21 protein-coding genes and 1 pseudogene are annotated in these 24,499 nt (G+C 65.4%); 6 read left to right on the top strand and 16 right to left on the bottom strand.

Annotated features, from left to right (window positions below):
* Positions 1-47: 47 nt before the first annotated feature.
* The 7 genes and pseudogenes from AC6CH3_RS10990 to AC6CH3_RS11020 form a co-directional block, all read right to left on the bottom strand.
* Positions 48-2,180, bottom strand: a complete 2,133-nt coding sequence (locus AC6CH3_RS10990; protein ID WP_498132468.1) for a chorismate-binding protein — start codon at positions 2,178-2,180, stop codon at positions 48-50.
* Positions 2,177-2,752, bottom strand: coding sequence for a low molecular weight protein-tyrosine-phosphatase (locus tag AC6CH3_RS10995; protein ID WP_498132469.1), 576 nt, complete (start codon positions 2,750-2,752; stop codon positions 2,177-2,179). Before AC6CH3_RS10995 ends, AC6CH3_RS10990 begins: the two co-directional genes overlap by 4 nt.
* A 92-nt stretch (positions 2,753-2,844) precedes the next feature.
* Positions 2,845-3,468 (bottom strand): LysE family transporter, encoded by a 624-nt coding sequence (locus AC6CH3_RS11000; RefSeq protein WP_498132470.1) that lies wholly within the window; start codon positions 3,466-3,468, stop codon positions 2,845-2,847.
* 148 nt (positions 3,469-3,616) lie between these two features.
* Positions 3,617-4,432 (bottom strand): class I SAM-dependent methyltransferase, encoded by an 816-nt coding sequence (locus tag AC6CH3_RS11005; RefSeq protein WP_498132471.1) that lies wholly within the window; start codon positions 4,430-4,432, stop codon positions 3,617-3,619.
* A gap of 62 nt (positions 4,433-4,494) precedes the next feature.
* Positions 4,495-4,750: pseudogene (locus tag AC6CH3_RS11010) on the bottom strand (winged helix DNA-binding protein); the annotation flags it as partial.
* Between the two features lie 13 nt (positions 4,751-4,763).
* Positions 4,764-6,317 (bottom strand): NUDIX hydrolase, encoded by a 1,554-nt coding sequence (locus AC6CH3_RS11015; protein WP_498132472.1) that lies wholly within the window; start codon positions 6,315-6,317, stop codon positions 4,764-4,766.
* Positions 6,318-6,340: 23 nt separating this feature from the next.
* Positions 6,341-7,303, bottom strand: coding sequence for an NAD-dependent epimerase/dehydratase family protein (locus tag AC6CH3_RS11020; RefSeq protein WP_498132473.1), 963 nt, complete (start codon positions 7,301-7,303; stop codon positions 6,341-6,343).
* A 129-nt stretch (positions 7,304-7,432) separates the two neighbouring features.
* Between AC6CH3_RS11020 and AC6CH3_RS11025 the strand changes: the two genes are divergently transcribed.
* From AC6CH3_RS11025 to AC6CH3_RS11050, 6 genes are all read left to right on the top strand, one after another.
* A complete protein-coding gene (locus AC6CH3_RS11025) occupies positions 7,433-8,203 on the top strand; it encodes a TetR/AcrR family transcriptional regulator (RefSeq protein WP_498132474.1) in 771 nt (256 codons plus the stop codon).
* A 55-nt stretch (positions 8,204-8,258) separates the two neighbouring features.
* Positions 8,259-8,546, top strand: coding sequence for a hypothetical protein (locus AC6CH3_RS11030; RefSeq protein WP_498132475.1), 288 nt, complete (start codon positions 8,259-8,261; stop codon positions 8,544-8,546).
* A 318-nt stretch (positions 8,547-8,864) separates the two neighbouring features.
* Complete coding sequence (gene dnaK / locus AC6CH3_RS11035) at positions 8,865-10,739, top strand: molecular chaperone DnaK (RefSeq protein WP_498132476.1); 1,875 nt, start codon at positions 8,865-8,867, stop codon at positions 10,737-10,739.
* 2 nt (positions 10,740-10,741) lie between these two features.
* On the top strand, positions 10,742-11,413 hold the full coding sequence (locus AC6CH3_RS11040; protein WP_498132477.1) for a nucleotide exchange factor GrpE: 672 nt from the start codon (positions 10,742-10,744) through the stop codon (positions 11,411-11,413).
* Positions 11,414-11,508: 95 nt separating this feature from the next.
* A complete protein-coding gene (locus AC6CH3_RS11045; RefSeq protein ID WP_498132478.1) occupies positions 11,509-12,492 on the top strand; it encodes a DnaJ C-terminal domain-containing protein in 984 nt (327 codons plus the stop codon).
* A gap of 15 nt (positions 12,493-12,507) precedes the next feature.
* Complete coding sequence (locus AC6CH3_RS11050) at positions 12,508-12,930, top strand: heat shock protein transcriptional repressor HspR (protein ID WP_400580142.1); 423 nt, start codon at positions 12,508-12,510, stop codon at positions 12,928-12,930.
* A 63-nt stretch (positions 12,931-12,993) separates the two neighbouring features.
* Here AC6CH3_RS11050 and AC6CH3_RS11055 read toward each other — a convergent pair whose 3' ends face one another.
* The 9 genes from AC6CH3_RS11055 to AC6CH3_RS11095 all read right to left on the bottom strand — a co-directional run bounded on the left by AC6CH3_RS11055 (position 12,994) and on the right by AC6CH3_RS11095 (position 24,388).
* Positions 12,994-14,580: a glycoside hydrolase family 32 protein gene (locus AC6CH3_RS11055; protein WP_498132479.1), complete on the bottom strand. Its 1,587-nt coding sequence runs from the start codon at positions 14,578-14,580 to the stop codon at positions 12,994-12,996.
* A gap of 69 nt (positions 14,581-14,649) precedes the next feature.
* Complete coding sequence (locus AC6CH3_RS11060; protein WP_498132480.1) at positions 14,650-15,690, bottom strand: LacI family DNA-binding transcriptional regulator; 1,041 nt, start codon at positions 15,688-15,690, stop codon at positions 14,650-14,652.
* A 127-nt stretch (positions 15,691-15,817) separates the two neighbouring features.
* The gene (locus tag AC6CH3_RS11065) at positions 15,818-17,206 is read right to left on the bottom strand and encodes a right-handed parallel beta-helix repeat-containing protein (protein ID WP_498132481.1); all 1,389 of its coding nucleotides are present in this window, start codon (positions 17,204-17,206) and stop codon (positions 15,818-15,820) included.
* A gap of 27 nt (positions 17,207-17,233) precedes the next feature.
* Positions 17,234-18,262: a carbohydrate ABC transporter permease gene (locus AC6CH3_RS11070; protein WP_498132482.1), complete on the bottom strand. Its 1,029-nt coding sequence runs from the start codon at positions 18,260-18,262 to the stop codon at positions 17,234-17,236.
* Positions 18,262-19,149 carry a carbohydrate ABC transporter permease gene (locus AC6CH3_RS11075; protein ID WP_498132483.1) on the bottom strand — a complete coding sequence of 296 codons (888 nt, stop codon included), beginning with the start codon at positions 19,147-19,149 and terminating at the stop codon, positions 18,262-18,264. Before AC6CH3_RS11075 ends, AC6CH3_RS11070 begins: the two co-directional genes overlap by 1 nt.
* 64 nt (positions 19,150-19,213) lie before the next feature.
* Complete coding sequence (locus AC6CH3_RS11080; RefSeq protein ID WP_498132484.1) at positions 19,214-20,494, bottom strand: ABC transporter substrate-binding protein; 1,281 nt, start codon at positions 20,492-20,494, stop codon at positions 19,214-19,216.
* Positions 20,495-20,769: 275 nt separating this feature from the next.
* Complete coding sequence (locus AC6CH3_RS11085) at positions 20,770-21,732, bottom strand: D-2-hydroxyacid dehydrogenase family protein (protein ID WP_498132485.1); 963 nt, start codon at positions 21,730-21,732, stop codon at positions 20,770-20,772.
* A gap of 149 nt (positions 21,733-21,881) precedes the next feature.
* A complete protein-coding gene (locus tag AC6CH3_RS11090; RefSeq protein ID WP_498132486.1) occupies positions 21,882-23,024 on the bottom strand; it encodes an amidohydrolase family protein in 1,143 nt (380 codons plus the stop codon).
* On the bottom strand, positions 23,024-24,388 hold the full coding sequence (locus tag AC6CH3_RS11095) for a type I glutamate--ammonia ligase (protein WP_498132487.1): 1,365 nt from the start codon (positions 24,386-24,388) through the stop codon (positions 23,024-23,026). The genes AC6CH3_RS11090 and AC6CH3_RS11095 overlap by 1 nt, the downstream gene beginning before the upstream one ends.
* Between the last annotated feature and the right edge of the window lie 111 nt (positions 24,389-24,499).

A 24,499-nucleotide genomic window follows, 5' to 3' on the forward strand; every position in this document is an offset into this window, starting at 1 on the left:
CAGCGTGAACAAGCAGCTAATGCCCTCAAACGGCGAATTTGCGGGCGTTATCTGCCAGTTCGCGCCGGGAATTCCGAGCCCAGGGTGGACAGCACGCCGAACGCCTTGGTGCGGATCTCCTCGTATTCCTCCTGGGGCGCTGAATCGGCCGTGATGGCGCCGCCGACGCCCAGACTCAGCGTCGACGTCGGCCCGCCCCCTGCGCGGTCTCCGGCAGTGCGGTCCTCGTCCGCCGACTGGACAACGAGCGTACGGATGGCGACCGCCAGATCCGTGGCGCCGTTCAGCGAGAAGTAGCCGATCGCACCCGAATAGACCCCCCGGGGCGCTTCCTCGAGCCGGTCCAGGATGGCCATGGTGCTGATCTTCGGCGCCCCGGTCATCGAGCCGGCAGGGAAACACGCCGCCACGGCTTCGGCCCGCGGCGAACCGGGCAGGAGCTGGGCGTCGATGGTGCTCACGAGCTGGTGGACGGTGGCGTAGCTTTCGATCTCGCACAGCCGGCTGACCGTGACCGAGCCAGGCTCCGCAAAGTGGCTGAGGTCGTTCCGGAGCAGATCGACAATCATGATGTTCTCGGCCCGGTCCTTCAGGGAGGTGGCCAGATCGTGCCGCAGCCCCGCATCCGCTTCCGGGTCGGCGCCACGGGGGCGGGTGCCTTTGATCGGTTCGGCGCGCATGCCGCCGTCGGGCGTGATCCGCAGGAACCGCTCAGGGGACGTGCTGGCAACCGTGAGGCCGCCGAACCGCAAATAGCTCGCGAAGGGCGCCGGATTCCTGTTCCGCAGCGCCAGGTACGTGGGCCAGAGGTCCAGCCCGTCCGCGGGCACCTCCGCGGTGAGGGACGTGGTGAGGCAGACCTCGTACGAGTTTCCCTCGGCGATCTCTTTCTGGGCGTCGGCGATCTTGCGCTTGTAGCTGAGCTCGGTATCGCGGCTCGTGAACACCGGAGACGGGAACGGCGCGACGGCGACGCTGCCGCCGGTTTGGGGGGCCGGGGTACCTCCGGCTTCGGCCGGCCCTGCCACGGCGTGCCGGGCGTCGGCAAGCCAGTCCTGGGCGTCGGGGGCGTCGATGGCCAGAAGCCAGGCCGTACCCTCGGCGTGGTCCAGGACCACCGCCCGCCCGGCGAAGATCAGGGCAGCGTCCGGAGTGTCGGAGGGGACGTCAGAGCCGCCGGTTTCACGCTTGAGCTCATACCCCATGTAGCCCAGCCAGCCCAGCGTGAAATCGCACGCATAGCCCTCGGGACCACGGACCGCCTTTTGTCCCCATGCCGTCTCCAGCCAGCGGAAGAAAGGCCCGGGCACTTCGGCAGTGGCGCATCCCGCGGTGATCCGGTTGGTCCCGGAATGGTGCCGCACCGACTGGCCGAAGGTGCCGCCGTCGTCCGCCAGAATGCTGAAGCGGCTGCGTTCCGCGGCGGCCGCAGCATCCCGGTCTTGTCCGCTGTGCCTGCCCTGCGGCCGGGGCGGGACCAGCGAGGAATCCAGCCAGACGGCATTCGCGGAGGTCCCGAACAGCTGCTCGAACAGGGCGGCGGGGTCCGGGCGGGCCTCGATCCGCTCGGTCAGCAACCGCAGGCCCCGGCGCGCGGAGAGCTCGGGAACCAGTACAGTGGCAAGGCCCGGGAGGTAGGTGAGCGCCTGCAGCACGTCCGCCGGGGCGGTGCCATCGGCGCGGTTGCGGACCCGGACATCCGCGTGGCTGCCCACATCGTCCCAGGCGAGGAGCTCGGCTTCCTGGGCGGCCCACTGGTTCCAGTAGGGTTCGTAAGTCTGGCCGTCACGCTCCAGCGCGCGGGCGCGGCGTTCGTCCTCCGGCGCGTCGGCCCAGATAACGGCGTCCAGCAGGGGCCGGGCGGCGGCCGCGGCGGCCCCCACACCTTCGACGATGACAATCTCCGCGGGCAGCGTGACCCGGGCATCGCCGTCGTAATGCTTTTCCCAGTCCCAGCTCACCCACGTGGCCGGTTCGCCCCGCCGAAGCGGCGACAGCACGGTGCTGACGTAGCGCTCGATGCCGGCAGCGAGCCCGTTCCAGCCGGGGTAGATGTCCTCGAGATGGAAGAGCGCCACCTTGTGGTGGGTCCGCAGCCGGGCCGCGAGTTCAATGGCCAGCGTGGTTTTGCCTGCGCCCGACCGCCCGTCGATGGCGATGATCACAGGTGCGGGGGTCATGAAATAGAGCGTACCTGCTGGCTGTTCTGAAGCTTTAGCCGGGCCTCTTCATCTGGGAGTTCTTCCGCGATCGCCGACCGGACAAACTCGACGATGCCGGGTACGGCTGCCTGGATCTGGTTCCACACAGTCGCGAAGTCGCTGTGGTCCCCGTACCAGGGATCCTCGATGCCCTGGTCGAGCGGGTCCTGAGATGCGAGCGCGGGATCGAAACTGCGGAGCATCCGGACCCTCGCCCTGGTTTCATTGTCGGGGGCGGACGCCCGGAGCCAGCCATAGTGGTCCACGTCCAGGGCCAGGATCAGGTGGCGTTCCGTGTACCACTCAGGCTGCCATTCCCGTGCGACGTGCCGGTCCGAGGCGAGGTTGTGTGCGGTCAGCTTCCGGGCAGCGCGGGCGTCTATGGGCCGTCCCGCCTCGTAGGAGGTGGTTCCGGCGGAATCCACGACGACGGCGTCGGCGAGCCCCGCCGCTGCGAAGGCTTCCGCCAACATCAGCTCCGCCATCGGGGACCGGCAGATGTTGCCGGTGCAAACCGCGATGATCCGGTAGGGGCTCGACATTGAGGACATGTTGCTAAGCATGTCGGACGCTAACACTGCTTGGCTAGTAAGCGGTCTTATTGTTCTTAACATTTCGCCGGTCTTTCAGTGGAAGCGGTCTTTTAGTGGATCAGGGCCAGCAGGATGCCCACCGCTACGAACAGGATGCCGAAGACCCTGTTCAGGATGGTCTGTCCGCGGGCATTGTGGGTGAAGCGCTGGAACGACTTCGCCGCCGCGGCGAAGAAGAACCACATGACCAGGATGTCGATCACCACCACGGTGGCGGTGAGAACCAGATACTGCGGCAACAGCGGGTGTTCGGGCCGGATGAACTGCGGCATGAACGCCAGGAAGAACACGATGGCCTTGGGGTTGAGCAGGTTCACCCAGAGGCCCCGCCGGAACATGGACCATGCCGGCTCGTTCCGGAGTGCGGCCGCCTTCTCCTGGTCCAGGTCCGGCTTGTGCAGGAACTGCCGGATGCCCAGATAGACGAGGTAGGCGGCGCCGGCGTAGCGGATGACGTTGAACGCGACGGGCGAACCCGACACCAGGACGCCGACGCCGAGTGCCACAATGACCACATGGGCCATCAGGGCCGCCTGCTGCCCGAGGATTCCCCAGATGGACCGCCGGAACCCCGAAGTCAGCGAGTTGCTCATGGTGTTGATGGCGCCCGCGCCGGGAGTGAAGCTGATGAGGACGCCGGCACCCGCGAGGGCCAGCCATAGGGAGAACTGCACCAATCAAGCTTAGTGCGGGGACGGGTGCTGCGCGCACACAGCAGGCCCGGTGCGCTCATTTGCCAAAAAGGGCCGCCCCGCAGACCTGCAGGCGGCCATTTTTGGCGAACGGAGGGGGCGTGCCCCGCAGCAGACCCCTCCGCAGATCTCAGGCGCGGGCGACGACCTCGCCGTTCGGGATCAGGAACCAGCCGTCCTCCGTGGAACCCCAGCGATGCCAGCCGGCAGAGATGCGCGTCAGGTCCGCCTCCTGCGCGAAGCCGTACTCGAGGGCCTGCTCAGCGAAGGCAGAGTGCAGCACCCGCTCGCCCCATACGCGTGCCTGCCAGCGCCGTTGCTGGCCCGTGGCGTAGAGCCAGTTGCTGCTTGTGGGTGCCACGTCGGTGAAGCCGGCGGCCTGGGCCCAGGACACCAGGCGGCGTCCGGCGTCGGGTTCGGCCCCGTTCCGGCGGGCGATCCGCTGGTAGAGGTCCATCCACTCATCGAGTTCAGGAATGGCGGGATACCAGCTCATGCCATGGAAATCGGCGTCGCGGACGGCCACGATGCCGCCGGGCTTGGCGACCCTCCGCATCTCCCGCAGGGCCTCCACCGGGTCGGTCAGATGCTGGAGTACCTGGTGCGCGTGGACGACGTCGAAGGTATCGTCCTCAAAGTCGAGATCGTAGATGTTGCCGGCCACAAACTCGACGTTTTCCACGCCCCGGTCACTGGCGAGCTCCTTGGCATGGGTGATCACGTCGGGGGAACGGTCCAGGCCGGTCACGCTTCCGGGTGCCACCAGCACGGCAAAGTCACACGTGATGCTTCCCGGCCCGCATCCCACATCCAGCACAGTGACCCCGGGCGTGAGGTGGGGAATCACGAACGCCGCGGAGTTCTCCGCCGTCCGCGACGCATGGGCCCGGACCACCGACTCGTGGTGGCCGTGGGTGTATACGTCGTCTGGCTGCTGCGCACTCATAGGAAAACGCTACTCCTCCTTCGCCGAATGGAAGCGGAATACGCACGAATACCCCGTCCCCTTTATGGGGCTTTCCCGGAGGCTTCCTGACCGGCGCGGTCGGTGGCGTCGATCATCGAGTTCATGAACCGGGTCACGGTCTCGAGCTCGTCGGCGCTGAACCCGGCCATTGCCGCGCCCATGCGCCGGGCGAGCGGAAGGAACATGGCGCTCGCGGACCAGATGCCCCGACCCGCACAGCCGGTCGATCAGCGCGGTGGTGGCGGGGGAGCTGAGGTTGAGTTCCTTCCGCAGCGTCCCGGGAGTGACCACGAGGCCCAAGAGGCCGGCGTCAGAAGTTGATCTGTATCCGACGAGGAGCATAGGTCCGCTCCCAGGGTGCGCCCGCCAGGCGCATCAACTGATCGTGCCCTACGGGGAAGTATCGGGCCACTACGGCGATTCCGGACAGGGTTGCATGCGGAGTTAGCTCAGGATTGTGCAGCAGCCACGACAGCAACTGCTCCACCCCGTGTGCATCCTGCGGCAGGGGCGCTGCCAGGATTTCGCCGCCCAGTTCCCACCGGCCCTCCATCGGATCGGCATTGCGGACGCCGGCCACAATATCCTCCGCGCTCAGGTCAGGGTGGGCCACCGACAGGAGCACGTGCGTGCCGTTCTCCTTGGCAACGCTGAACTTTCCTATTCCGAGGACCTGGACCTGCCGAGGATCCAGGACGAGGCCCAGCTCCTCGCCTGCTTCCCGGGCCAAAGCGAGTATGGGATCCGGGACCCCAGACTGGCCGCTGTCCGGCACTATTCCGTTGCGAGCCCGCAGCTCCAGATTTCCGTTCACTGCAGGGCCGAATTGTTCCTGATGTGAGCCGGCATTGCGGGACCTGCCCGCAAAGAGCATCATTCGATCGGAGCTGACAAGAACTGTGGAAAGAGTCAGGAGCCGCGCCTGCTCTCCGTTGACGTTCCGCTGGGCGCACTGCTCGGTCCGGTGCAAGCCGCTGACCTCAGGGTAGTGGTCAATGAGTACCGCGGCATAGGTCGTTTCCGCCATCGCCAAGTGGAGCCGTAGCCGTCCGTTGCCGTCATCGCGCTCAGTCCGCCAGCCGATCAGCCGTGGCAGAACTCCGTCAAAAGAATGCTGGGAGTCGAACTTGTGCCTCAGGGCTCGATCTTCGGCCGGAGTGGTGCGCAAGAGCTCGGTCTCCATACCAGCAGCTTCCCGGGGCGCCGGTGCCGATGCACCACCGGAAGTCGGGAACTCGGGCCTCAGGCGGTGCCGTCGATAACTGACGTAAAGGTCGTAGGCGAGAGTGCCACGATTGACGTCGGGCAACTGCCAAATATCAAGCGTGCGCGCGGGGTGATGCAGTTCCAGCCGGACGTGCCTGCTTTCGAGTGCAGCGTCGGAGCCTCCTCCCGAAGCTGCTTCCGAGAGGAGCGCCGACGTTTGGAGAGCCATCGCGGCGTCATGTTCAACGACGGGTACCGATGTTGTCCCAAGGAAGGAGCCCCGGCGGATGTCGGCCGCATAGGAGGCGTAGGCTTCGGACAGCCGGTTCAGGGCCTTGGCCGGGAGGGCAAAGGTCAGGGGCATGGGTTTGCCCCGACCGAAGGCAGGGACTGATCCGTTGGCAGGGTATGCGGTGGCGAGCCAATTCAGTTCATCTGCAGCTGTCCTCGGACCGCCTGCGATTATCTGACGGACTCGATGCTTTGTCGCCCTTTTGGGGATTCCCACGTGCTTCATCGCGTGGTGGCGCCTGCGCTCCATGAGCCACCTCGGCTGGGCGCGCCAGGCGCTGTAGCCGGCGTAGATGGCTAGTGCGGACGGAGCGAGCGAGACCAGGTCTGCGGCATGCATCCCCCAAAGACTTACAGACTCAAGCATGCCTCTCAGTCAACCATCGACAGTCAATGCAACGCGGGTGATGACACGCCCCGGTCCGACTCCGACTTCCACCACTCCACGGTCAGCCGGGCCGCTCCGTCCAGCGGCGTGGGACGCAGGTCCAGTGCCGCCTCGCTGGCTCTGGAGTCCATCACGAACGGCCTCTCGAACTGGTAGAGCATCTCGGCGAGCTCGCGGACGTCAGCCGAGAGCAGGCCGGCCATGCGCAGCAGCCAGCCCGGCAGGACGCCTATCCGCGGCTGCGGCACGCCTGCGGCCTCTGCGAATGAGGCAGCGAGTTGCCGCTGCGTGAGGGCGGGATTGGTGGGGGCGTGCAGCACACGGTTCCACAGCGCAGGGGTCTGAGCGGCCGCGATCATCGCCGCCGCCAGGTCTGGAACGAACGTGAACGAATGCGGCTGGTCCGCGCCGCCCATCACTCGCAGAGTCCGCCGCGCCAGAATCTCCGGAACCATGCGTTCGCCCGCGTGCGCCATCCGGACCCGGGGGCCGAAAAAGTCCCCCGCAACCACGCTTACCGTGTTTGTGGCGCTCGCGTCCCGTGCGCCCAGGAGTGACGTCCGCACACCGCGCTTGCCGCCCCGGGCCGAGCGGGGACTCTCCTCCGTCATCACGCGGTCCGGCTCGCTGTACGAGTAGAGACTCTCGGGAAAGACGACGACGGCGCCCGCCTCGCCTGCCGCCGCCAGCACGGCCTGTTCTGCCCGCGGAAGTTCCCTCTCCCATGCCTTGGCGCTGTAGGCCGAGCCGTGGATGCAATGGTAGACAGCACTGGCGCCGCGGAACGACTCCGCCACCGGCGCATGGTCTAAAACATCCACGGAGCGCCTTTCCACGAGGGCGTGCTCGGGGCCGCTGCCGGACCTCGTCAGGACGCGGACGCTGTGGCCCTGGGCGGCGAGTTGCTCGGCGACCGTCCAGCCCACCGGGCCGGCTCCGGTGACGACGAAGAGTTTCTCCTGCATGGTGCGCCCGCTTTCGGTAAGAGTAATGAGAGCAGTGCTCTCTCAGTCAGGATGCGCGCTGGCCACCTTCCTGTCAAGAGCGGTGCTCACAATTGCGTTCGCTGCTCTGCTCTAGGCCATCCTTGGAGAATGGACGTCCCGCAGAAGCCACAAAAGCCCCAGCCCCAAAAGCCCCGGACGCCCCGCGAGCGGGCCCGCGTCCGGACCATCGAACAGATTGTCCATCTGGGACGGGAGCATTTGGCCCTCCACGGAGCGGCGGCGCTCTCACTTCGGGCCGTTGCCCGCGACCTCGGCGTGGTGTCCTCGGCCGTGTACCGCTACGTGGAGAGCCGCGATGAGCTCCTGACGCTTCTGCTGATAGACGCTTACGGTGACCTGGGGGATGCGGTGGACGCCGCCGTCGGACCCCTCCCCGCTGACGACTTCAGGGGCCGGTTCGCCGCACTGGCCCACGCCGTCAGGAAATGGGCGCTCGGTGAGCCGTCCCGCTATGCCCTACTGTTCGGGAGCCCGGTGCCCGGATATCAGGCGCCGGCAGAGCGGACCACCGGTCCCGGCACGCGGGTAATCACCTGCCTTATAGGGATCCTGGATTCCGCCTACCGGGCCGGCGCCTTGGGAGCGCCGGGTGCCGCCGAGGTGGTTCCCGCGTTGGCTGCGGACCTTGAAGCCATCCGCGGTGAACTGGACCTGGCGGTGCCGGACGCTTTGCTGGCGCGCGGTGCGCTGGTGTGGACGTCGATCTTCGGCGCCGTCAGTTTCGAAGTCTTTGGGCAGTACGGCGCCGACACGTTTTCCGCCCGCGACGAACTCTTCCAGCATCACGTTGACATTCTGGCCGGCGTCGCCGGATTGGCTGGCCGCGGCACCCTGTCGCAGCCTGCCCCGGCTGAGTAGACTGCCAGTGCGTCCGGCCGGGCGCGGCCCAATCCTCCGAAGGAGTGATCAAGCGATGACCGAAAACAGCGAGCCGAGCACCACGGGAAAGGCCCACGCCAGCTCGAGGAACCCGGCACTCGAAGGCGACAGCGGGCAGTACGTTGAAGGCGACTACGGCGACGCCGGCACGGTGGCCGACGTACCTGCCGACGAGAAAGAGGGTGGATACCCCGAAGGCGACTATGGCACCGCCGGAACCACGCCGGAGCGGGGTCCGGCCGATGACCTGAAGGATGAGCTCATCGAGGGCCAGGTCAATGATCCTAAGAACAACGACGGCGGCAGCTCCTCCGGCGGCTAGGCGCCACGCCCGCGCAGCCCAGCCTCAGGTTCACGCAGGGCGAAACACAGCCCAGCTGCCGCCATGGCCTCCGGCTTTCCGCCAACTTCCGCGGAAAGCCGGGGGCCATTCCTATGGGCGAGTGCACGTCAGCATGCAAAGTTGAGCGCATCTGACTCAACTTTGGATTGACTTAAAAGTCGGGTTGAGTAAAGTTGAGTGTAGATCGCTCAAGGAGTGGGCGAGCCCGGATCCCGACAAGCCTGATCGGCCGTCAAAAGCCGATCAGTGAAGTGGAATCCCGGCCATCCAGTTTCCAAGGAAAGAAGGAAGCAACACATGTCACGTGCAGTAGGTATCGACCTCGGAACCACCAACTCCGTCGTCTCCGTTCTCGAAGGTGGCGAGCCCACCGTTATTGCCAACGCCGAGGGCGGCCGCACCACGCCGTCCGTCGTTGCGTTCTCCAAGTCCGGCGAGGTCCTGGTCGGCGAGATCGCCAAGCGCCAGGCCGTCAACAACATCGAGCGCACCATCGCCTCCGTCAAGCGCCACATGGGCACCGACTGGAGCGTCGCGATCGACGACAAGAAGTACACGGCGCAGGAAATCTCCGCACGCGTGCTGATGAAGCTGAAGAACGACGCCGAGTCCTACCTCGGTGAAAAGGTCACCGACGCCGTGATCACCGTTCCGGCCTACTTCAACGACGCCGAGCGCCAGGCCACCAAGGAAGCAGGCGAAATCGCAGGCCTGAACGTCCTGCGAATCGTCAACGAGCCCACCGCGGCCGCCCTGGCCTACGGCCTGGACAAGGGCAAGGAAGACGAACTCATCCTGGTCTTCGACCTCGGCGGCGGCACGTTCGACGTCTCCCTGCTGGAAGTCGGCAAGGACGAAGACGACTTCTCCACCATCCAGGTGCGCGCCACCGCCGGCGACAACCGCCTCGGCGGCGACGACTGGGACAACCGCGTCGTGGAGTACCTGCTGAACCAGCTCAAGGTCAAGGGCATCGATCTCTCCAAGGACAAGATCGCCCTGCAGCGCCTGCGTGAGGCGGCTGAGCAGGCCAAGAAGGAACTCTCCTCCTCCTCCAGCACCAACGTCTCCCTCCAGTACCTCTCTGTCACCCCCGACGGCCCGGTCCACCTGGACGAGCAGCTGACCCGTGCCAAGTTCCAGGACCTCACCAAGGACCTGCTGGACCGGACCAAGAAGCCGTTCCACGACGTCATCAAGGAAGCCGGCATCAAGCTGTCCGACATCGACCACATCGTGCTCGTGGGCGGTTCCACCCGCATGCCCGCCGTTTACGAACTGGTCAAGGAACTCGCCGGCGGCAAGGAGCCCAACAAGGGCGTCAACCCGGACGAGGTCGTGGCTGTTGGTGCAGCCCTGCAGGCAGGCGTGCTGAAGGGTGAGCGCAAGGACGTCCTCCTGATCGACGTCACCCCGCTGTCCCTGGGCATCGAGACCAAGGGCGGTGTCATGACGCACCTGATTGAGCGCAACACGGCCATCCCCACCAAGCGGTCCGAAACCTTCACCACGGCTGATGACAACCAGCCCTCGGTGGCCATCCAGGTCTTCCAGGGCGAACGCGAATTCACCCGCGACAACAAGCCGCTGGGCACGTTCGAACTGACCGGCATCGCTCCGGCCCCCCGCGGCGTCCCGCAGATCGAGGTCACCTTCGACATCGATGCCAACGGCATTGTGCACGTCTCCGCGAAGGACAAGGGCACCGGCAAGGAACAGTCCATGACCATCACCGGCGGCACCGCGCTCTCCAAGGAAGACATCGAGCGCATGGTCCGCGACGCCGAGGAGCATGCAGCCGAGGACAAGGCCCGCCGCGAGGCGACCGACACCCGCAACACCGCGGAGCAGCTCGCCTACTCCGTGGACAAGCTGATCGCGGACAACAAGGACAAGCTGCCCGAAGAGGTCAAGACCGAGGTCCAGGCCGACGTCGACGCACTCAAGAAGGCGCTCGAAGGTACCGACGACGCCGCCGTGAAGACCGCGTTTGAGAAGCTGCAGGCTTCCCAGACCAAGCTCGGCGAAGCCATCTACGCCCAGGCCGGGTCGCCGAACGGTGAAACGGGTGCTGCCGGTGCTGAGGGCGGTCCTGCAGGTGAGAAGGCGGGTGCTTCCAGCGATGAAGACATCGTCGACGCCGAGATCGTTGACGAAGAAGAGAAGAAGTAACCATGCCCCATCACGGTAACGAAGAGGAGCACAGCTCTTCCCGCGACCAGGGAAGCAAGCGCGACGAGCCGGTCATCCGGGATCACCGCAAGGTGGATCCGGTGACCGGGGAGGCCCGCCACCCCGAAGGTGAGAAGCGTGCCGAACCGGCAGTTGACGCCTCGGCGGATTCCGACGGCGACGCCCTCGCCCAGGCTGAGGAGATCCTCAACCAGGTGGAGGTGCCGGCCGAGGAATCTGTGGCACAGGGAACCGAGGCGGCCGCTGCGGCGGAGCTGAAGAACGACCTGCTGCGCCTGCAGGCGGAGTACGTCAACTACCGCAAGCGCGTTGAACGCGACCGCGCTGTGGCAGGGGAGATGGCTGTCATCGGCGTCCTGAACTCCCTGCTTCCGGTGCTGGATGACGTGGACGCCGCCCGCCAGCACGGTGACCTCACGGACGGCCCGTTCGCCGCGATCGCCGCCAAGCTGGAGAACGCGTTGAAGACGTACGGCCTGGTGCGCATCGATGAGACCGGTGTGGAGTTCGATCCCACGATCCACGAGGCCCTCATCCAGCAGCCCGGCGAGGACATCGAGGTTGACACCGTCAGCCAGGTGCTCCGCTCCGGCTACAAGTCAGGTGAGCGCGTCCTCCGCGCAGCACAGGTGATTGTCGCCGTACCGGCCTAGCATTACCCCTAACGAGATGGCAGTTCGCGGCAGTGATTCGAAAGAACATTGGCGCGAACTGTCATCTCGGCACACAGAGTTGAAAGGAAACGCCATTGGCTAGCCAGGACTGGGTGGACAAGGACTTCTACAAGATCCTTGGTATTGCCAAGGACGCTTCCGACGCTGACATCAAGAAGGCCTACCGGAAGCTCGCACGGCAGTACCACCCGGACACGAATTCAGGTGACGCTGCCTCGGAGAAGAAGTTCAAGGACATCTCCGAGGCGTACTCCGTGCTCTCGGACCCTGAGGAGCGTCAGCAGTATGACGCCATCCGGGCCATGGGCGGGGGAGCGCGCTTCGCGCCGCACGGTGCCGGGAGCACCGCCAACGGCGGCTTCGAGGACCTCTTCGGCGGGCTGTTCACCGGCGGGGGCGGACGCCATTCCGGTGGCTTCAGCACGGCCGGCGGCATTCCGCCTGAATTTGCCGACCTGTTCGGCGGCGGCTTCGGCGGGGCCGGCGGGCCTGCCGGTTACCAGCGTGCGCCGCAAAAGGGCGCCGACCGCACGGCGACCACCAGCATCTCCTTTGCCGGATCCATCCGCGGCACCACCATCGGCCTGCGCGAGCCGGACGGCGAAGTCATTGACGTCCGTGTTCCCGCCGGCATCAAGGACGGCCAGAAGGTCCGTGTCCGCGGCAAGGGCCAGTACGGTCCGGCGGGCAACGGCGACCTCATGGTGACGGTCAACGTCAAGCCGCACAGTTTTTACACCCGCGACGGCGACAACCTCCGCATTCACGTGCCCGTAAGCTTCCCCGAAGCTGCCCTGGGTGCCGACATCGAGGTCCCCACCATCGACGGCGAGCAAGTCCGCGTCCGCGTCCCCGCTGGAACGCCTTCCGGGCGCACCCTCCGGGTGAAAGGCCGCGGCGTCAAAACGTCGAAGGGCGAGGGCGACCTGCTGGTGACGATCGACGTCGCCGTTCCGAAGAACCTGAGCAAGGAAGCCGAGGAGGCCGTGAAGGCGTTTGCCGCCGCCACCGCCGGCGCGGATGTCCGCGAGGGCCTGGCAGCCAAGGCCCGGCTTTAGAATCGGGCGTCAGCCGTGGACATCAACTTCGACCAGCCGATCTTCGTCATCTCGGTGGCGGCAGAGCTGGCAGACATGCATCCGCAGACGCTGCGGCAGTACGACCGGCTGGGCATCGTCAAGCCCAGCCGGGCGCCGGGCAAGTCCCGCAGGTACTCCCAGCGTGATGTGACCATGCTCCGCGAGGTGCAGCGCCTCTCGCACGAAGGCGTCTCGCTCGAAGGCATCAAGCGCATCCTCGACCTGGAAAACCAGGTGGCAGCACTGCAGCGCCGGGTCAGCGAACTGACCGAGGAACTGGGCCGGCGCCGTGATTCGCTCGACTCCCGGATCTTTGCCGCCGGAGCGGCCGGCGACGTCGTCAGCCTGGCCCGTGGACAGCGCCCCCGGCCGCGCTCGCAGGCCGTGGTGGTCTGGCGGCCCCGCAGCGGGCAGTAAGACGGCGGCAGCGGACAGTAGGCGGCGGCCTGCGTTCATGTCCCATATCAGTGCCCCTTCGCCTCAGCCGATGGTCCTGACCGCCAACGTCAGGAGCGTCGCTGTGCCGTTCTCCGCGAAGACCGCCAGGGCGCTGTCCCGGGGATCCGGAAAGATCAGGTCGGTAATGATGGCTTCGCCGTGCTGCGCGAACACCTCGACCGATGACCGGTCCACGATGATCTCCAGCGTGAGCACCCCGTCCCTCAGCCGCACCGGGCAGGACTCCACCGAGGCAAAGAGCGGATGGAACCCCGTGTCGCCGGAGTGCATGCGGTCCAGGACGAGCTCCCCGCTTGGTATGTCGTAGGCGAGCACCGCACCGCGCGTGCGGCCACGCCCGGACCGCTCCTCTCCTTCCGCGGGGGCGGACCCCCGGAGGACAAAGCCGATCCGCTGCGCCGATCCGGGGCGGAACTGTGCCTGGATGATCTGGGCGCAACCGGGCGGAGCGTCCGGCAACTCCAGGCGGTCATCCGTAAGATCCACATTGTCCAGCTGGAAAAGCGGCTCCTGCGGCGGCAGCGGGGGGAGGACAGGCCGCTGCACGAGGGTGGGTTTGCCCTCGATGGTCACCAGGCTGACGTCCCTGGCCAGGGTCATGGCCGAGCGCCACGGTGCAGTGGGGATCTGGTTGGCGTAGTCCCAGTTGTTCATCCAGCCGATCATGACCCGACGGTTGTCCGGGACATTGCTAAATGAAACCGCGGCATAGTAGTCCCGGCCCCAATCCATCCACTGATAGCGGCGAAGCGGATTGGCGTGGCCCTGGCTCCCCGTCCCTTCGTCATCCCCGGGCTCAGGGTCCACGGCATCCGGACGGAAGCGGACGCCGTCGAAGTCTCCAATGAAGTACTGGCCGCCCGATCCTCCGGCGACTGCGCCGGGGTTGATGTTGACCGTCAGAACCCACTTTGCCCTGGACGGGTCGTTGTCCACCGGCAACGAGAAGAGGTCCGGGCATTCCCATTCACCCCCGCGGGCATGGGCGGGCCCGAACTCGCTGAGCAGCGTCCACTCCCGAAGATTGCCCGAGCCATAGAAAACGACCACATTCTGGCGCGCCTCGACAGCGGCCATCACCCAGTAGGAGCCGGTGGGTCCCGAATACCAAAAGACCTTCGGGTCCCGGAAGTCGGCCGAATGCCGGGTCAAAACGGGGTTGCCGGCGTACTTGGTCCAGGTCATGCCGCGGTCCAGGCTGTAGGCCAGGGACTGGGCCTGGGTTCCGCGGTGAACGGATGGTTCCTTGAAGGCGCTCGTGTAAACGGCCACCCACGGCGGGCATTCTGTGGATCCGAAACCGGAGGTGTTGAGGTGGTCCACCACGATGCTGCCCGAGAACACGTCCTCGCTGTCGTCGCAGGCGATCGCTACCGGGTGCTCGGTCCAGGCCAGCAGGTCGGTGGACGTGGCGTGGCCCCAGGACATGTTGCCCCACACATTGGCACAGGGGTTGTTCTGGTAGAAGAGGTGGTAGGTGCCGTCGTCGTAGACGAGGCCGTTGGGATCGTTCAGCCAGGTGTCGGCTGCCGTGTAGTGCAGGACCGGCCGGTAGTCCGGGCCTTGGTCGGTGGCTCCGGGGGAGGGCAGCCTCGTGGTCTCGGTCATGGCAGTTCCGGGCATGCGGTAGCTGGGTATAGGTGCATCGAAGTGTTCCTTAGGTCTTGGAGGAAGGTCTTAACGTTTTGGGGAGGCGACGGAATCCCGCACAACCAGTGGGCAATCCAGGACCGTGGCGTGGGCTGCGAACAGGCCCAGGTCGGTCTTGCCTTCAATGGCATCGATCAGGTTTTCCGTGGCCCAGGCGCCCATCTCGTAGTGGGGCAAGGCCACGGTGGTGAGGGCAGGGTAGAGGTTCTCGGCGATGAGTTCCTGATTGTCGAAGCCGACCACCGAGAGTTCGTCCGGAATCCTGAGGCCCAGTTCGCCGGCGGCCCGGTACAGGCCCATGGCCATGCGGTCGTTGTAGCAGAACACGGCCGTTGGCCGGTCCTCCGGCTGCAGCAGGCGCAGGGCCGCCTGGTAGCCGCCGGGTACCTCGGAGTGTTCGGACTGGACCAGTTCGGGGTGGAACTTCAGGCCGGCATCCGCCAGGATCTCCCTGAAGGCCCGTAGCCGCGAGTGCGTGGCGGGCACGTCGTCGGTGTTGTTGATCATTCCGATCCTGGTGTGGCCGGCGTCGATCAGGGTCTGGACCGCCGCGCGGGCGCCGCCCTCTTCGTCCGGTATCACCGATACGATGCTCTGACCGACGTCCTCGGAGTCCACCAGTACGGCAGGAAGACCGGCCAGGTTCCTGGGTACCGTGAAGCGGCGGTGGTACATCGTGGCGTAGAGGACCCCGTCCACCTGGCGGTCCAGCAACGCGGCCACATCGCTTTCGCGGGAAGCCTCCGACCCGGTGCTGGTGGAGTTGATGATCATGATGTTGTACCCGCGGGCCTTGGCTGTTTCCTCGGCACCCAGGATGATCCTGCCCGCGTGCGGCGTGGTGGCAATCTCCTCGCTGATGAACCCGATCATGCCCGAGCGCTGCGTCCGCAGAGCCTGCGCCAGGCGATTCGGGCCGTAGCCGAGCCGGTGTGCCGCTTCCTGGACCCGCTCCCGGGTTTCAGCCCCCACCCTGGCGTAGGCAACATCGTTGAGGACGTGGGAGACGGTGGTGACGGACACGCCTGCCGCAGCTGCTACGTCCTTGATTCCCACTGACTTGTTCATGTGCGTCTCCCACGTCCTTATGTTGATGCTGATTCTACGTTCGGCTTATTCGTCCCAGAGCCAGTGCTCCGGCCAGCGGCGCGGCGGGCGCCCAGGGATCGCGGCGGGCCTGAGCGGGTCGCTGCGCCTAAGCGCGTCGCTGCGCCACAAGTGCATGTGCGGCCTGGAAACCGACCGTGGGTGTGGCCCTAAAGGCGTTAACAGCCCTGTCTGCGATAACTTGGGCGTCACTTCCGGAATCAAGGATCGTGTTCCGGGCTGATTCGGAATCGACCATGACGGCCGTAACGGCGAGGCGGTCCGAAGCCCCGGTCGTCAACAGAGCGTCCACCTGAGCCGAGAAGCAGGAGTCACTTGACTTGGACTGAACGTCCATCGCCACCACGTGGTTGTTGGAGACGAAGTTGCCAGCCCCCGCCAGCAGCCGGATGATGACAGGCGTCGCACCTGCCGGCCGGATGCTCTGTGAGTCTATGACCTCGGAGAAGTGGTTGCCGACGACAGAGTTGTTGCTGCCGCTGACACAGAGAAGCCCGTAGAGGTCGTCCAGTCCGTTGTCGACTCCCAGGAAGGGCGTCCAGGGCTCATGGTCACGCAGGAAGTGATTCGTGGCCACGAGGTTCTCCGAACTGTTCGCTGCGAGAATCAGCATCCCGGGGTAGAACGAATGCAAACGGTTGTTGGTGACGCTTGAACGCGTGACGCCGTCGAGATGGACGCTGCTCGCACCACGTGGGAAGACGTTGTTCGCGGTTATCAGGAGCCCGCCATGGTTCTGGGCGTAGATCGAGTGACCCTTGAAGCCTGCTCCGACCAGGTTGTCGGTGACTTTCGATGCCTGCCCCCACCCGCGCAGCTCGATGCAGCTTCCGCATTCAGCGATGAAGTTGTCGTGAACTGAAAGCGCGTCCGCGTTGTAGATAGTGAGAGCGTTCTCCAGGTACACGAACCCCATGCCGGTTACGCGGAATGAGTCATTGGCACCCGCGACATAGATACCGGTCTTGCCGTTGACGTAGGTGTTCTCCGGATGCATCCCGGAGCCATCCGAGGTGAAGTGCAACCCGTCGATGCAGAAGTTGGCGAACTCGACCGAGCTGATCCGCGGGCTCCCGCTTCGCTCAACGTAGAAGGCGGCTCCCTTGGATTCCTCCCCGTCTCCGCCTTCGTCTCCATCGAGGGGGATGTCGACGAGTATGCGGCTCCCTCCGGGCCACCGCTCATGCAGGTCGGGCCATTCGTCTTCAGGAACGTTGAACCGGATGCTGGACGACGTAAAGCCGTGTCCCGAGCCATGGATCCTGAGGAAGCTGACGTCGATCACCACCTGCGTACGAAGGTGGTAGTCCCCGGGAGGAATGTAGATTACTGCGCCCGGCTTTCCTCCATTGTTCGCATCGGTGACTGTCTGCCGGTCCTTGATGTCGGCGATGATGCTGTTGATTACTTCACCGACGTCCTCGGACGGATTGCCAACGGGCCACGTGGTCACGTCGTAGCAGTTGTTGCTGGACATAGGATCTTCCCTTTGTGTTGTGGTTTCTCAGCCCTTGACGGCGCCGAGCGTCATGCCTGCGACGATCTTGCGCTGCAAGAGGAGCGTGAGAAGAATGACCGGGATTGAGTACACGGCGGCCAGGGCGGTCATGGATCCCCAGTCCAGCCCGAACTGGGTCTGGAAGTTTGCGATGACCACGGGGGTGGTCTGGGAACGGATGGCCGTCATGAGCAGGGCGAACAGGAACTCGTTCCAGGAGGCGAGGAAGGCGAAGATCGCGGTGACCGCCATGCCTCCTGACACCACCGGGATGACGACCCGCCACAGGGCCCCCAGCCGGCTGCAGCCGTCCACGGTCGCTGCCTCTTCCAGGTCCTGCGGCACGGCTTCGAAGAAGCTGGCCATGAGCCAGATGGACAGCGGCAGCGAAATGGTGGTGTGCGCGATCGCCAGGGCGATGGGCGTGTCCGCCAGGCCTGCAGAAGTCATCATGGAAGCCAGCGGGATGCCGATCGCAACCGGTGGAACCATCCTTGTCACGAGTGCCGCCATGATGAACACCCTGCCGCTGGGCGTCTTGTACCGCGTGATGCCGTAAGCCGCCGGGACGGCGAGGACCAGGGACAGGACCGTGCTAATGACGGCGGTCTGTGCGCTGTTGATGAACGAGGCCAGCACGCCGCTCCGGCCGAGGGCGTTGGCGTAGTTCTCCAGCGTCCATTCCCGGGGAAGGATGGTGGGCGGCACCGCGATGGTGTCGATCGGGGTCTTGAAGGAGGTGAACAGCAGGTACAGGAAGGGGAAGCCGTAGAGCACCATGGCGGCTGCCAGCAGGATCCACAGGAGGGTCCGGGTGCTGCGCTTTCCGGCTTCGAGGCCTTCGGCGTGGTGCCGGCGCGGGCGGCGGTTGTTGCCGGCCGCCGTCGTCGGAGCTGCCAGCGTCGGAGTTGTCAGGTCAGCGGTGTTGTCCGGACCGGAAGGCACGACGCCGGCGTGCCGGGGGCGGTTGGCCACCTCACCGGCGGACTTCCCGCCGGTTGTTCCTCCGGTGGTGCGCGTTTCGCCGATGCTCATCAGTTGTCCTTTCCTGGCCGCCAGATGGTTGCCACTGCGAAGAAGGCGACACCCAGCATGGCCAGCAGGTAAATCGTGCCCATGGCGCTGGCCAGTCCCGGATCGCCGAAGCGGATCATTGTCCGGTAGATCAGCAGGCTCATGGTTTCGGAGGCGGACTGGGGGCCGCCGTTGGTCTGGATCAGGATGGTGTCGAAGGCCCTGGCGGCATCGATTCCGCGCACCACGAGTGCCACGGCGATGACCGGTCGCAGCAGCGGCAGGATGATCCGGAACAGCAGCGTGGGGGCCTTGGCGCCGTCCAGCCGGGCGGCCTCTATCAGGTCGCCGGGGATGTTCTGGAGTCCGGCGAAGAGCACGAGGCACATGAACGATGTGGTGAGCCAGATGTCCGGCACGGCCACCGAGTAGAGGACGATTCCGGGGTCGGAAAGCCAGCCGATCTGGTTCGGGTTTTGCAGGATGCCCGCCTGGTGCAGGAGGGTTCCGATCAGGCCGAAGTTGTCGATCATGAGGAATTTCCACAACAGGCCTGCGACGATCGGAGCGATCATCAGAGGGTAGAGGAACACGGTCCGCAGGATCTGGGACCGGCGTCCGAGGGTGGTGAACAGCAGGGCCATACCGAGTCCCAGTGCAAATTCCAGGGTGACCACGACCAGGGTGTAGGCCAGCGTGCGCCATCCGGCGCCCGTGAAGGCCTCGGAGGCGAAGGCCCGGAAGTAGTTGTCCAGGCCGACGAAGTCGCGGGGTCCGCCGGCAATCGGCGAGATCTTGAAGAAGCTGTCCGCCACGAGGCGGAACAGGGGAAAGGCCACGAACACTGCCAGGAACAGGGCCGCCGGAGTCATGAGGTACAGGGCGAAGCGGCGATCGGAGATGCGCACGGTTTTCTCTTCCGCTGGTTGGGGCCGCGGCCGGCACCTCTAGGCAGGTGCCGGCCGCGGAGTCTTACTTGAGGAGGTCCTGGATCTGCTTCTTCGCATCGGCCAGGAGGGCGGCGGAGTCGCCGCCGGCGACGGCCTTCTGCAGCAACGGAACCAGGACGGTGTCAACGATCTGCTGCCACTTGGCAGTTGCAGGCCGCGTGGCGGTGGCCTTCCCGTTGAGTGTTTCGATCAGCGGCTTGAAGCTCTCGTAGCCCGGCTTGTCCTGGTACTTCTCGAATGCCGAGATGCGTGACGCCAGGCCGAGGCTGGACTCGATTCCCATGCTGTTGTGGTCGTAGGCGCACTTGATGAACTTCTTGGCGTTGTCCGTGTTCTTGGTCGCCTTCGGGACGGACAGGTACCACGGTCCGGGGACGCCGGCCACACCTGCGGAGCCGCCGATCATGGCAGCGGCGCCGACCTTGCCGGCCACCGGGGAGTCCGCGGGGATCTGGCGGTAGGCGTGGGCCCAGAACCGGGTCATGGCTGTCTTGCCCTGGTTGAACAGGTTTTGGGCCGCAGCCCAGTCCACCTGTGCCGCCCCCGGGGGAGCAGACTTGGTCATGCTGACATAGAAGTCGAGGGCTTCCTTGTGGGCGGCGTTGTCCACGATCACGTTGTTGTTCTCGTTCAGGACCATGGCTGATCCCGCCTGCAGCACGTGGGCAAGCCATTCCGTTTCGACGCCGCCTTTGACGTCCGTGCCGTACATGCCGTCCTTGGTGAAGAACTCGGAAATGTCCTGGTACTGCTTCCACGTGGTGGGGGCTGCCAGGGCGTAGCCGTACCGGGCCTGGAAATCGGTCTTGTTCTTGGCGTCCTCGAAGAGGTCCTTGCGGTAAAGAATGATCTCGGCGTTGGTCCAGGCGGGCATGCCGATGAAGTGCCCGTCCACGTTCGCTTCCTTGACGAGCGCGGGGAAGATGTCCTTCTTCGCTTCGTCGGTGAAGAGCTCGTCTATGGGCTGCACTGCGTCCTTGAAACTCGGCAGCCAGACGGAGTCCAGGGCTGCAACGTCAAAGGAGACATTTCCGGAGGAAAATTCGCTGGAGAGCCGGTTGAACATGCCGTCGTAGGGCAGCTCAACGAAGTTGACACTGATGCCGGTGTCCTTTTTGCACTGTTCGGCGACGCCCGTCAGTTCGGCATGGCCGCCGGCCTCGACGAGGACGTTCACTGTGCCGGCGGCGCTACCCGACGTTGGCGCCGGGCCCCCTGCGCCGCAGGCGGTTGCTGCCAGAAGGACCGCGGTGGACAGGCCGCCGATGGCGGCGATCCGGGAGATCGTGGTTCGAGAGGACATCGCTGTCGACTCCCTTTCTTTTTGAAGGGAAAATACAGGTTGCTGGGGCTTGGACATCTGTAGACCGGTGAAAAACCGTTTTGCCAAATCGTTATGGCACGACATTAGGGCAGCCTCGGGACATGTGTCAAGAGTCACAGTCAAAGAAAAACAGTGATTGACCGGCCGGGTTCCCCATGGCTAGGGTCGACACTGTGCCGCCCGAAGAATCGTATTGGCTCTCTCTGGAAGGAACTGCCCCGGGCCGTCAGGAAAGGAGGCGCGTCTGCCGGGTGTTAGGGCGCCAGCGTCCGGACCGGAGTACCGTCCAGGAAGGCTGTCACGTCCTCGAACGCGCCGCCGAAGAATGCCCGGTAGCTTTCCTGCGTGACATAACCAAGGTGGGGCGTCAGGAGTGTCCTTGGGGTCTCCAGGAGCGAGTGCCCGGAGGGCAGCGGCTCCTGGTCGAAAACGTCCAGCGCGGCGCCGCGGATCCAGCCCTCATGGAGTGCGGTAACGAGTGCCTGCTGGTTCACGAGGGGCCCGCGTGCCGTGTTCACCAGAACGCCCTCCGGTCCAAGGAGCCGCAGCTCCCGTTCGCCGACTGTCCCCTCCGAACGCGCCGAGAGGCGCAGGTGCAGGGACACGACGTCGGACTTCTGGAAGAGCTCATCCTTGGTGACTTTACGCGCGCCGGCAGCGGCTGCCGTCTCGTCCGTCAGGTTCTGGCTCCAGGCCAGCACGTCCATGCCGAAGGCGCGGCCGTACGCGGCGATGCGCTGGCCGATTTTGCCCAGGCCGACAATCCCGAGCGTCTTGCCTGACAGCTCGAAGCCGACTGTCCGCTGCCACCCTCCTGCGCGCAGGTTGGTCTCCTCCGCGGTGATGTGCCGGGCGAAAGCCAGCAGCAAAGCCCAGGTCAATTCGGGAGCCGCTGTCGGTGAGCCGGCGGTGCCGCACACGGTGACGCCATGGTCGGCGGCGGCCTGCAGATCGATCGAGGCGTTGGCGGCGCCCGTGGTCACCAGCAGTTTCAGCCGAGGCAGCTGCTCGATGACAGAGCGGGGAAAGGGCGTGCGTTCCCGCATCGCGATAATAATGTCAAAGTCCGCCAAGGCCGCCACCACTTCGGATTCCGGGCGCAGATGGCGGCGCAGCACGGTGACGGCGACCCCACGCTGCTCCAGGGAGCTCCACGGGGCGTAATCCTCCGCTACCCCTTGGTAGTCGTCCAGAATGGCGAGGCGGTGCTGATTCATGGCTCTAAGCTACCGGACGCTTTAAGTCACCGGACCGCGCGCGGTCAGGCCCTGCGCGGCTGGCTGGAAACCAGGGACGGCCCGGCGCAACTGCTGCTACCCGCAAAGCACTGAATCCTCGCATGTTGCCTCAGGGAAGGGCCGGCGCCTCAGGGGAGCGCGTACACGCGGCGCGCATTCTCGTGTGCGATGAGTCGCACGATTCTGCGGGCGTCCGCCTCTGACCAGTCGTCGTCGTCGATCCATCCGCCGACAATCTGGATGACTGCGTTGCGCCACAGCCTCGCTCCGAGGTAATGAAGTTCGGCCGGGCCGAAAGCGTCGGAGGAGTAAAGGACTTTGGTGAACGGAGCGAGTTCGAGTGAGCGGGCCACCAGATCCCGGCTCCGTGCTCCGGTGAAGTTCACGGCAAGGCCCACGTCGATGTAGACGTTTTCAAAGGCGTGGGCCAAATATCCAGCCTCACGTTCGAACGGATAGCAGTGGAGCAGCATGATCGGTGTGTCCCGGACTTCGGCGGACCTGAGGAAGTCCAGGAGGTACAGGGGATTGGTTTTGTGGAGGTCCAGGTCGCGGTCGCCGAATCCGACATGGAATTGCAGCGGAAGCTTCATCGACACCGCGGCATGGATCCCATGGGCGATGAGTGTCATGTCCGTGAGCTTCGCAGTCGGCCCGGCGCACGGGTTCTCCTGCCAGCGGCGGGCTGCTTCAGTGACCGCAGCCGGGGTCGGTCGGCTCAGATTCTGGTCGAATCCTGCGCGGTAGGCGAGAACTGTTTTGAAGCCCACGGCGCTGAGGGCGAGGTTGTGCAGCCGTTGGCCGAACTCTTCGGCGTAGTCTGCCGGGTTGGCAATCTTCTGGATCAGCTGCTCGGCGACAACTTCCAGTCGAACGATCTCGTGGGTTCGGCCACCGGAGACGTGGGCCATGGACGCCAGGCCGAGGTGGTCGGCGCTGTCCAATCCTGTATCGACCAGCCAGTCGCTCACCCCGGCAGCGCGGGTCATGCGCCGGCTGATCTCGAGTTCTGAAAGCTCGGAGCGCCTGTGCCAGTATTCCGCCGCTGAGGCGTGCCGTGGCAAGTCAAGAATCCCGCTGCACCAGCGCCGGATGGCGAGCCCGAGCTGCGTGTTGTAGCTGTCCCCTGGGGTGATCAGGAGTTCGGTGTTCCCCTCGTTGAGTGAGTTCTGAAAGCGTGCCTCGCTGCCGTCGGCGCGAAACGCGCCATGCACGTGGTGATCGATAAGCCTGACTTGTTCCACGAAGTCCGGGAAGGCATTGCCCGCCATTAGATCGACCAGGCCAGGCGGAAGCGCTCGGCAAGCTCGTCAGACGTAAGGTCCGCGGAAGCCCGCTGTTCGTAACGCCGGACGGCCACCGTGGCGTCGACGATGGCGTCTCCGAGCAGCCTGCGTGCGAGACGTGACTGGTCCAGTGTGTCGATGATGGCGGCGGGGGAACCGGAGAGCAGGCGGACGTTGGCCCGCTGCCGTTCGTCTTCCGAAAGCTTTCCCGGGTCGCCCGGGATCTCTGCCGGAAGTTGGCACCCGCTGCGAATGCCGTCAAGGGCGAGTGCAAGGATGGCTGCGGAGGCCACGTACACGTTTGCCGACGGGTCGACGATTTTCACCTCGACGTTGGCTCCGTGCGGGTTGCTCTGGCCCTCGTTCAGGAAGCGCACTGAGGCTTCCCGGTTTTCCAGGCCCCAGCATAGGTAGGCGCCCGACCACGTGCCGGGTGCCAATCGGCTTCCGGACAAAATGGATCCCGTGAGGAAACCCTGGATATCGGGGAGTCCTGCGATGATTCCTCCGATGGCCGAGCCTCCCTCGCCGGAGATGCCGTGCGGCCCGCTGCCGCCGGAGAACAGCGGCAGGCCGTTCTTTTGGAGCGAAAAGTGCTGGTGGGCACCGTTTCCGACGGTGCCCGGAAAGGGCGAGGGGGAGAAGGAAGCCTGCATGCTGTGGGCCCTGGCCACGATGCCAACGATGATCCTGGCAAGAACCACGCGGTCCGCGGCCTGAACGGGCGGGGCAGGGGGAAGGGAAAGCTCGAACTGGTTTCTGCCGTACTCGGCGTGGATCTGCTCCACGGGAATGCCGGCCTGGTTCATCGCTGTCAGCAGATCATCGAGAAATTCCGACCGGTCCAGAAGGCCGGTTGCCCCGTACGGAACCCAGTGGGTGCCTTGCAGTGCCGAGCCATCCGGCGAGATGAGGAAGAATTCCAGCTCGTGGCCCACGAGTGCCTGGTATCCGGCTGCGTCGAGACGGCCGTCGATGTCGGCCAGAAGGCCGCGCGCGCAGGCCGGAGAGGGGGCTCCATCCTGTTCGAAAAGGCTGGCCGGTGCCCATGCCCGGCCGCCCTGCAGGACCCGGAGTCCCGCAACATCGATCTTGAGGCGCATATCGCCAACGGTGGTGATGCTGTCGGTGAACGCTATCCCGCCGTCAATCGTGAAGACATGCCAGACAGGGGCAGCGCCCATCCCGGATTGCTGGAAGGTTCCCAGCCTGGCTAATGGAACGCTCTTGGCCAGCGTGATGCCCGAAGCGTTCACCACCGTGCCGATCACACTGCGGACGCCGGCCGCCTGGAGTTCGCGCTGGGCCCTGGCTGCGGCGGATTCGTCAGCCGATGTGGGGTGAGTCATGCGCCTATCATGCGGCCCCTTCCCCGTCCAATGAAAGGTTCACGAATGTGCCAAGGCGTGCTGATGGCGCGCATCGGCCAGCCAAGGCGTGAAGCGCCCTACCCCGACCGG

This window comes from Arthrobacter sp. GQ119, assembly GCF_059759125.1.

Bases quoted from the DNA above. Each gene is read 5' to 3' on its own strand.
- AC6CH3_RS11055 (WP_498132479.1), bottom strand. From the start codon at position 14,580: ATGACCGAGACCACGAGGCTGCCCTCCCCCGGAGCCACCGACCAAGGC.
- AC6CH3_RS10995 (WP_498132469.1), bottom strand. From the start codon at position 2,752: ATGTCCTCAATGTCGAGCCCCTACCGGATCATCGCGGTTTGCACCGGC.
- AC6CH3_RS11095 (WP_498132487.1), bottom strand. From the start codon at position 24,388: ATGACTCACCCCACATCGGCTGACGAATCCGCCGCAGCCAGGGCCCAG.
- AC6CH3_RS11030 (WP_498132475.1), top strand. From the start codon at position 8,259: ATGACCGAAAACAGCGAGCCGAGCACCACGGGAAAGGCCCACGCCAGC.
- AC6CH3_RS11015 (WP_498132472.1), bottom strand. From the start codon at position 6,317: ATGCTTGAGTCTGTAAGTCTTTGGGGGATGCATGCCGCAGACCTGGTC.
- AC6CH3_RS11025 (WP_498132474.1), top strand. From the start codon at position 7,433: ATGGACGTCCCGCAGAAGCCACAAAAGCCCCAGCCCCAAAAGCCCCGG.
- dnaK (WP_498132476.1), top strand. From the start codon at position 8,865: ATGTCACGTGCAGTAGGTATCGACCTCGGAACCACCAACTCCGTCGTC.
- AC6CH3_RS11005 (WP_498132471.1), bottom strand. From the start codon at position 4,432: ATGAGTGCGCAGCAGCCAGACGACGTATACACCCACGGCCACCACGAG.
- AC6CH3_RS11090 (WP_498132486.1), bottom strand. From the start codon at position 23,024: ATGGCGGGCAATGCCTTCCCGGACTTCGTGGAACAAGTCAGGCTTATC.
- AC6CH3_RS11080 (WP_498132484.1), bottom strand. From the start codon at position 20,494: ATGTCCTCTCGAACCACGATCTCCCGGATCGCCGCCATCGGCGGCCTG.
- AC6CH3_RS11020 (WP_498132473.1), bottom strand. From the start codon at position 7,303: ATGCAGGAGAAACTCTTCGTCGTCACCGGAGCCGGCCCGGTGGGCTGG.
- AC6CH3_RS11065 (WP_498132481.1), bottom strand. From the start codon at position 17,206: ATGTCCAGCAACAACTGCTACGACGTGACCACGTGGCCCGTTGGCAAT.
- AC6CH3_RS11040 (WP_498132477.1), top strand. From the start codon at position 10,742: ATGCCCCATCACGGTAACGAAGAGGAGCACAGCTCTTCCCGCGACCAG.
- AC6CH3_RS11070 (WP_498132482.1), bottom strand. From the start codon at position 18,262: ATGAGCATCGGCGAAACGCGCACCACCGGAGGAACAACCGGCGGGAAG.
- AC6CH3_RS10990 (WP_498132468.1), bottom strand. From the start codon at position 2,180: ATGACCCCCGCACCTGTGATCATCGCCATCGACGGGCGGTCGGGCGCA.
- AC6CH3_RS11085 (WP_498132485.1), bottom strand. From the start codon at position 21,732: ATGAATCAGCACCGCCTCGCCATTCTGGACGACTACCAAGGGGTAGCG.
- AC6CH3_RS11060 (WP_498132480.1), bottom strand. From the start codon at position 15,690: ATGAACAAGTCAGTGGGAATCAAGGACGTAGCAGCTGCGGCAGGCGTG.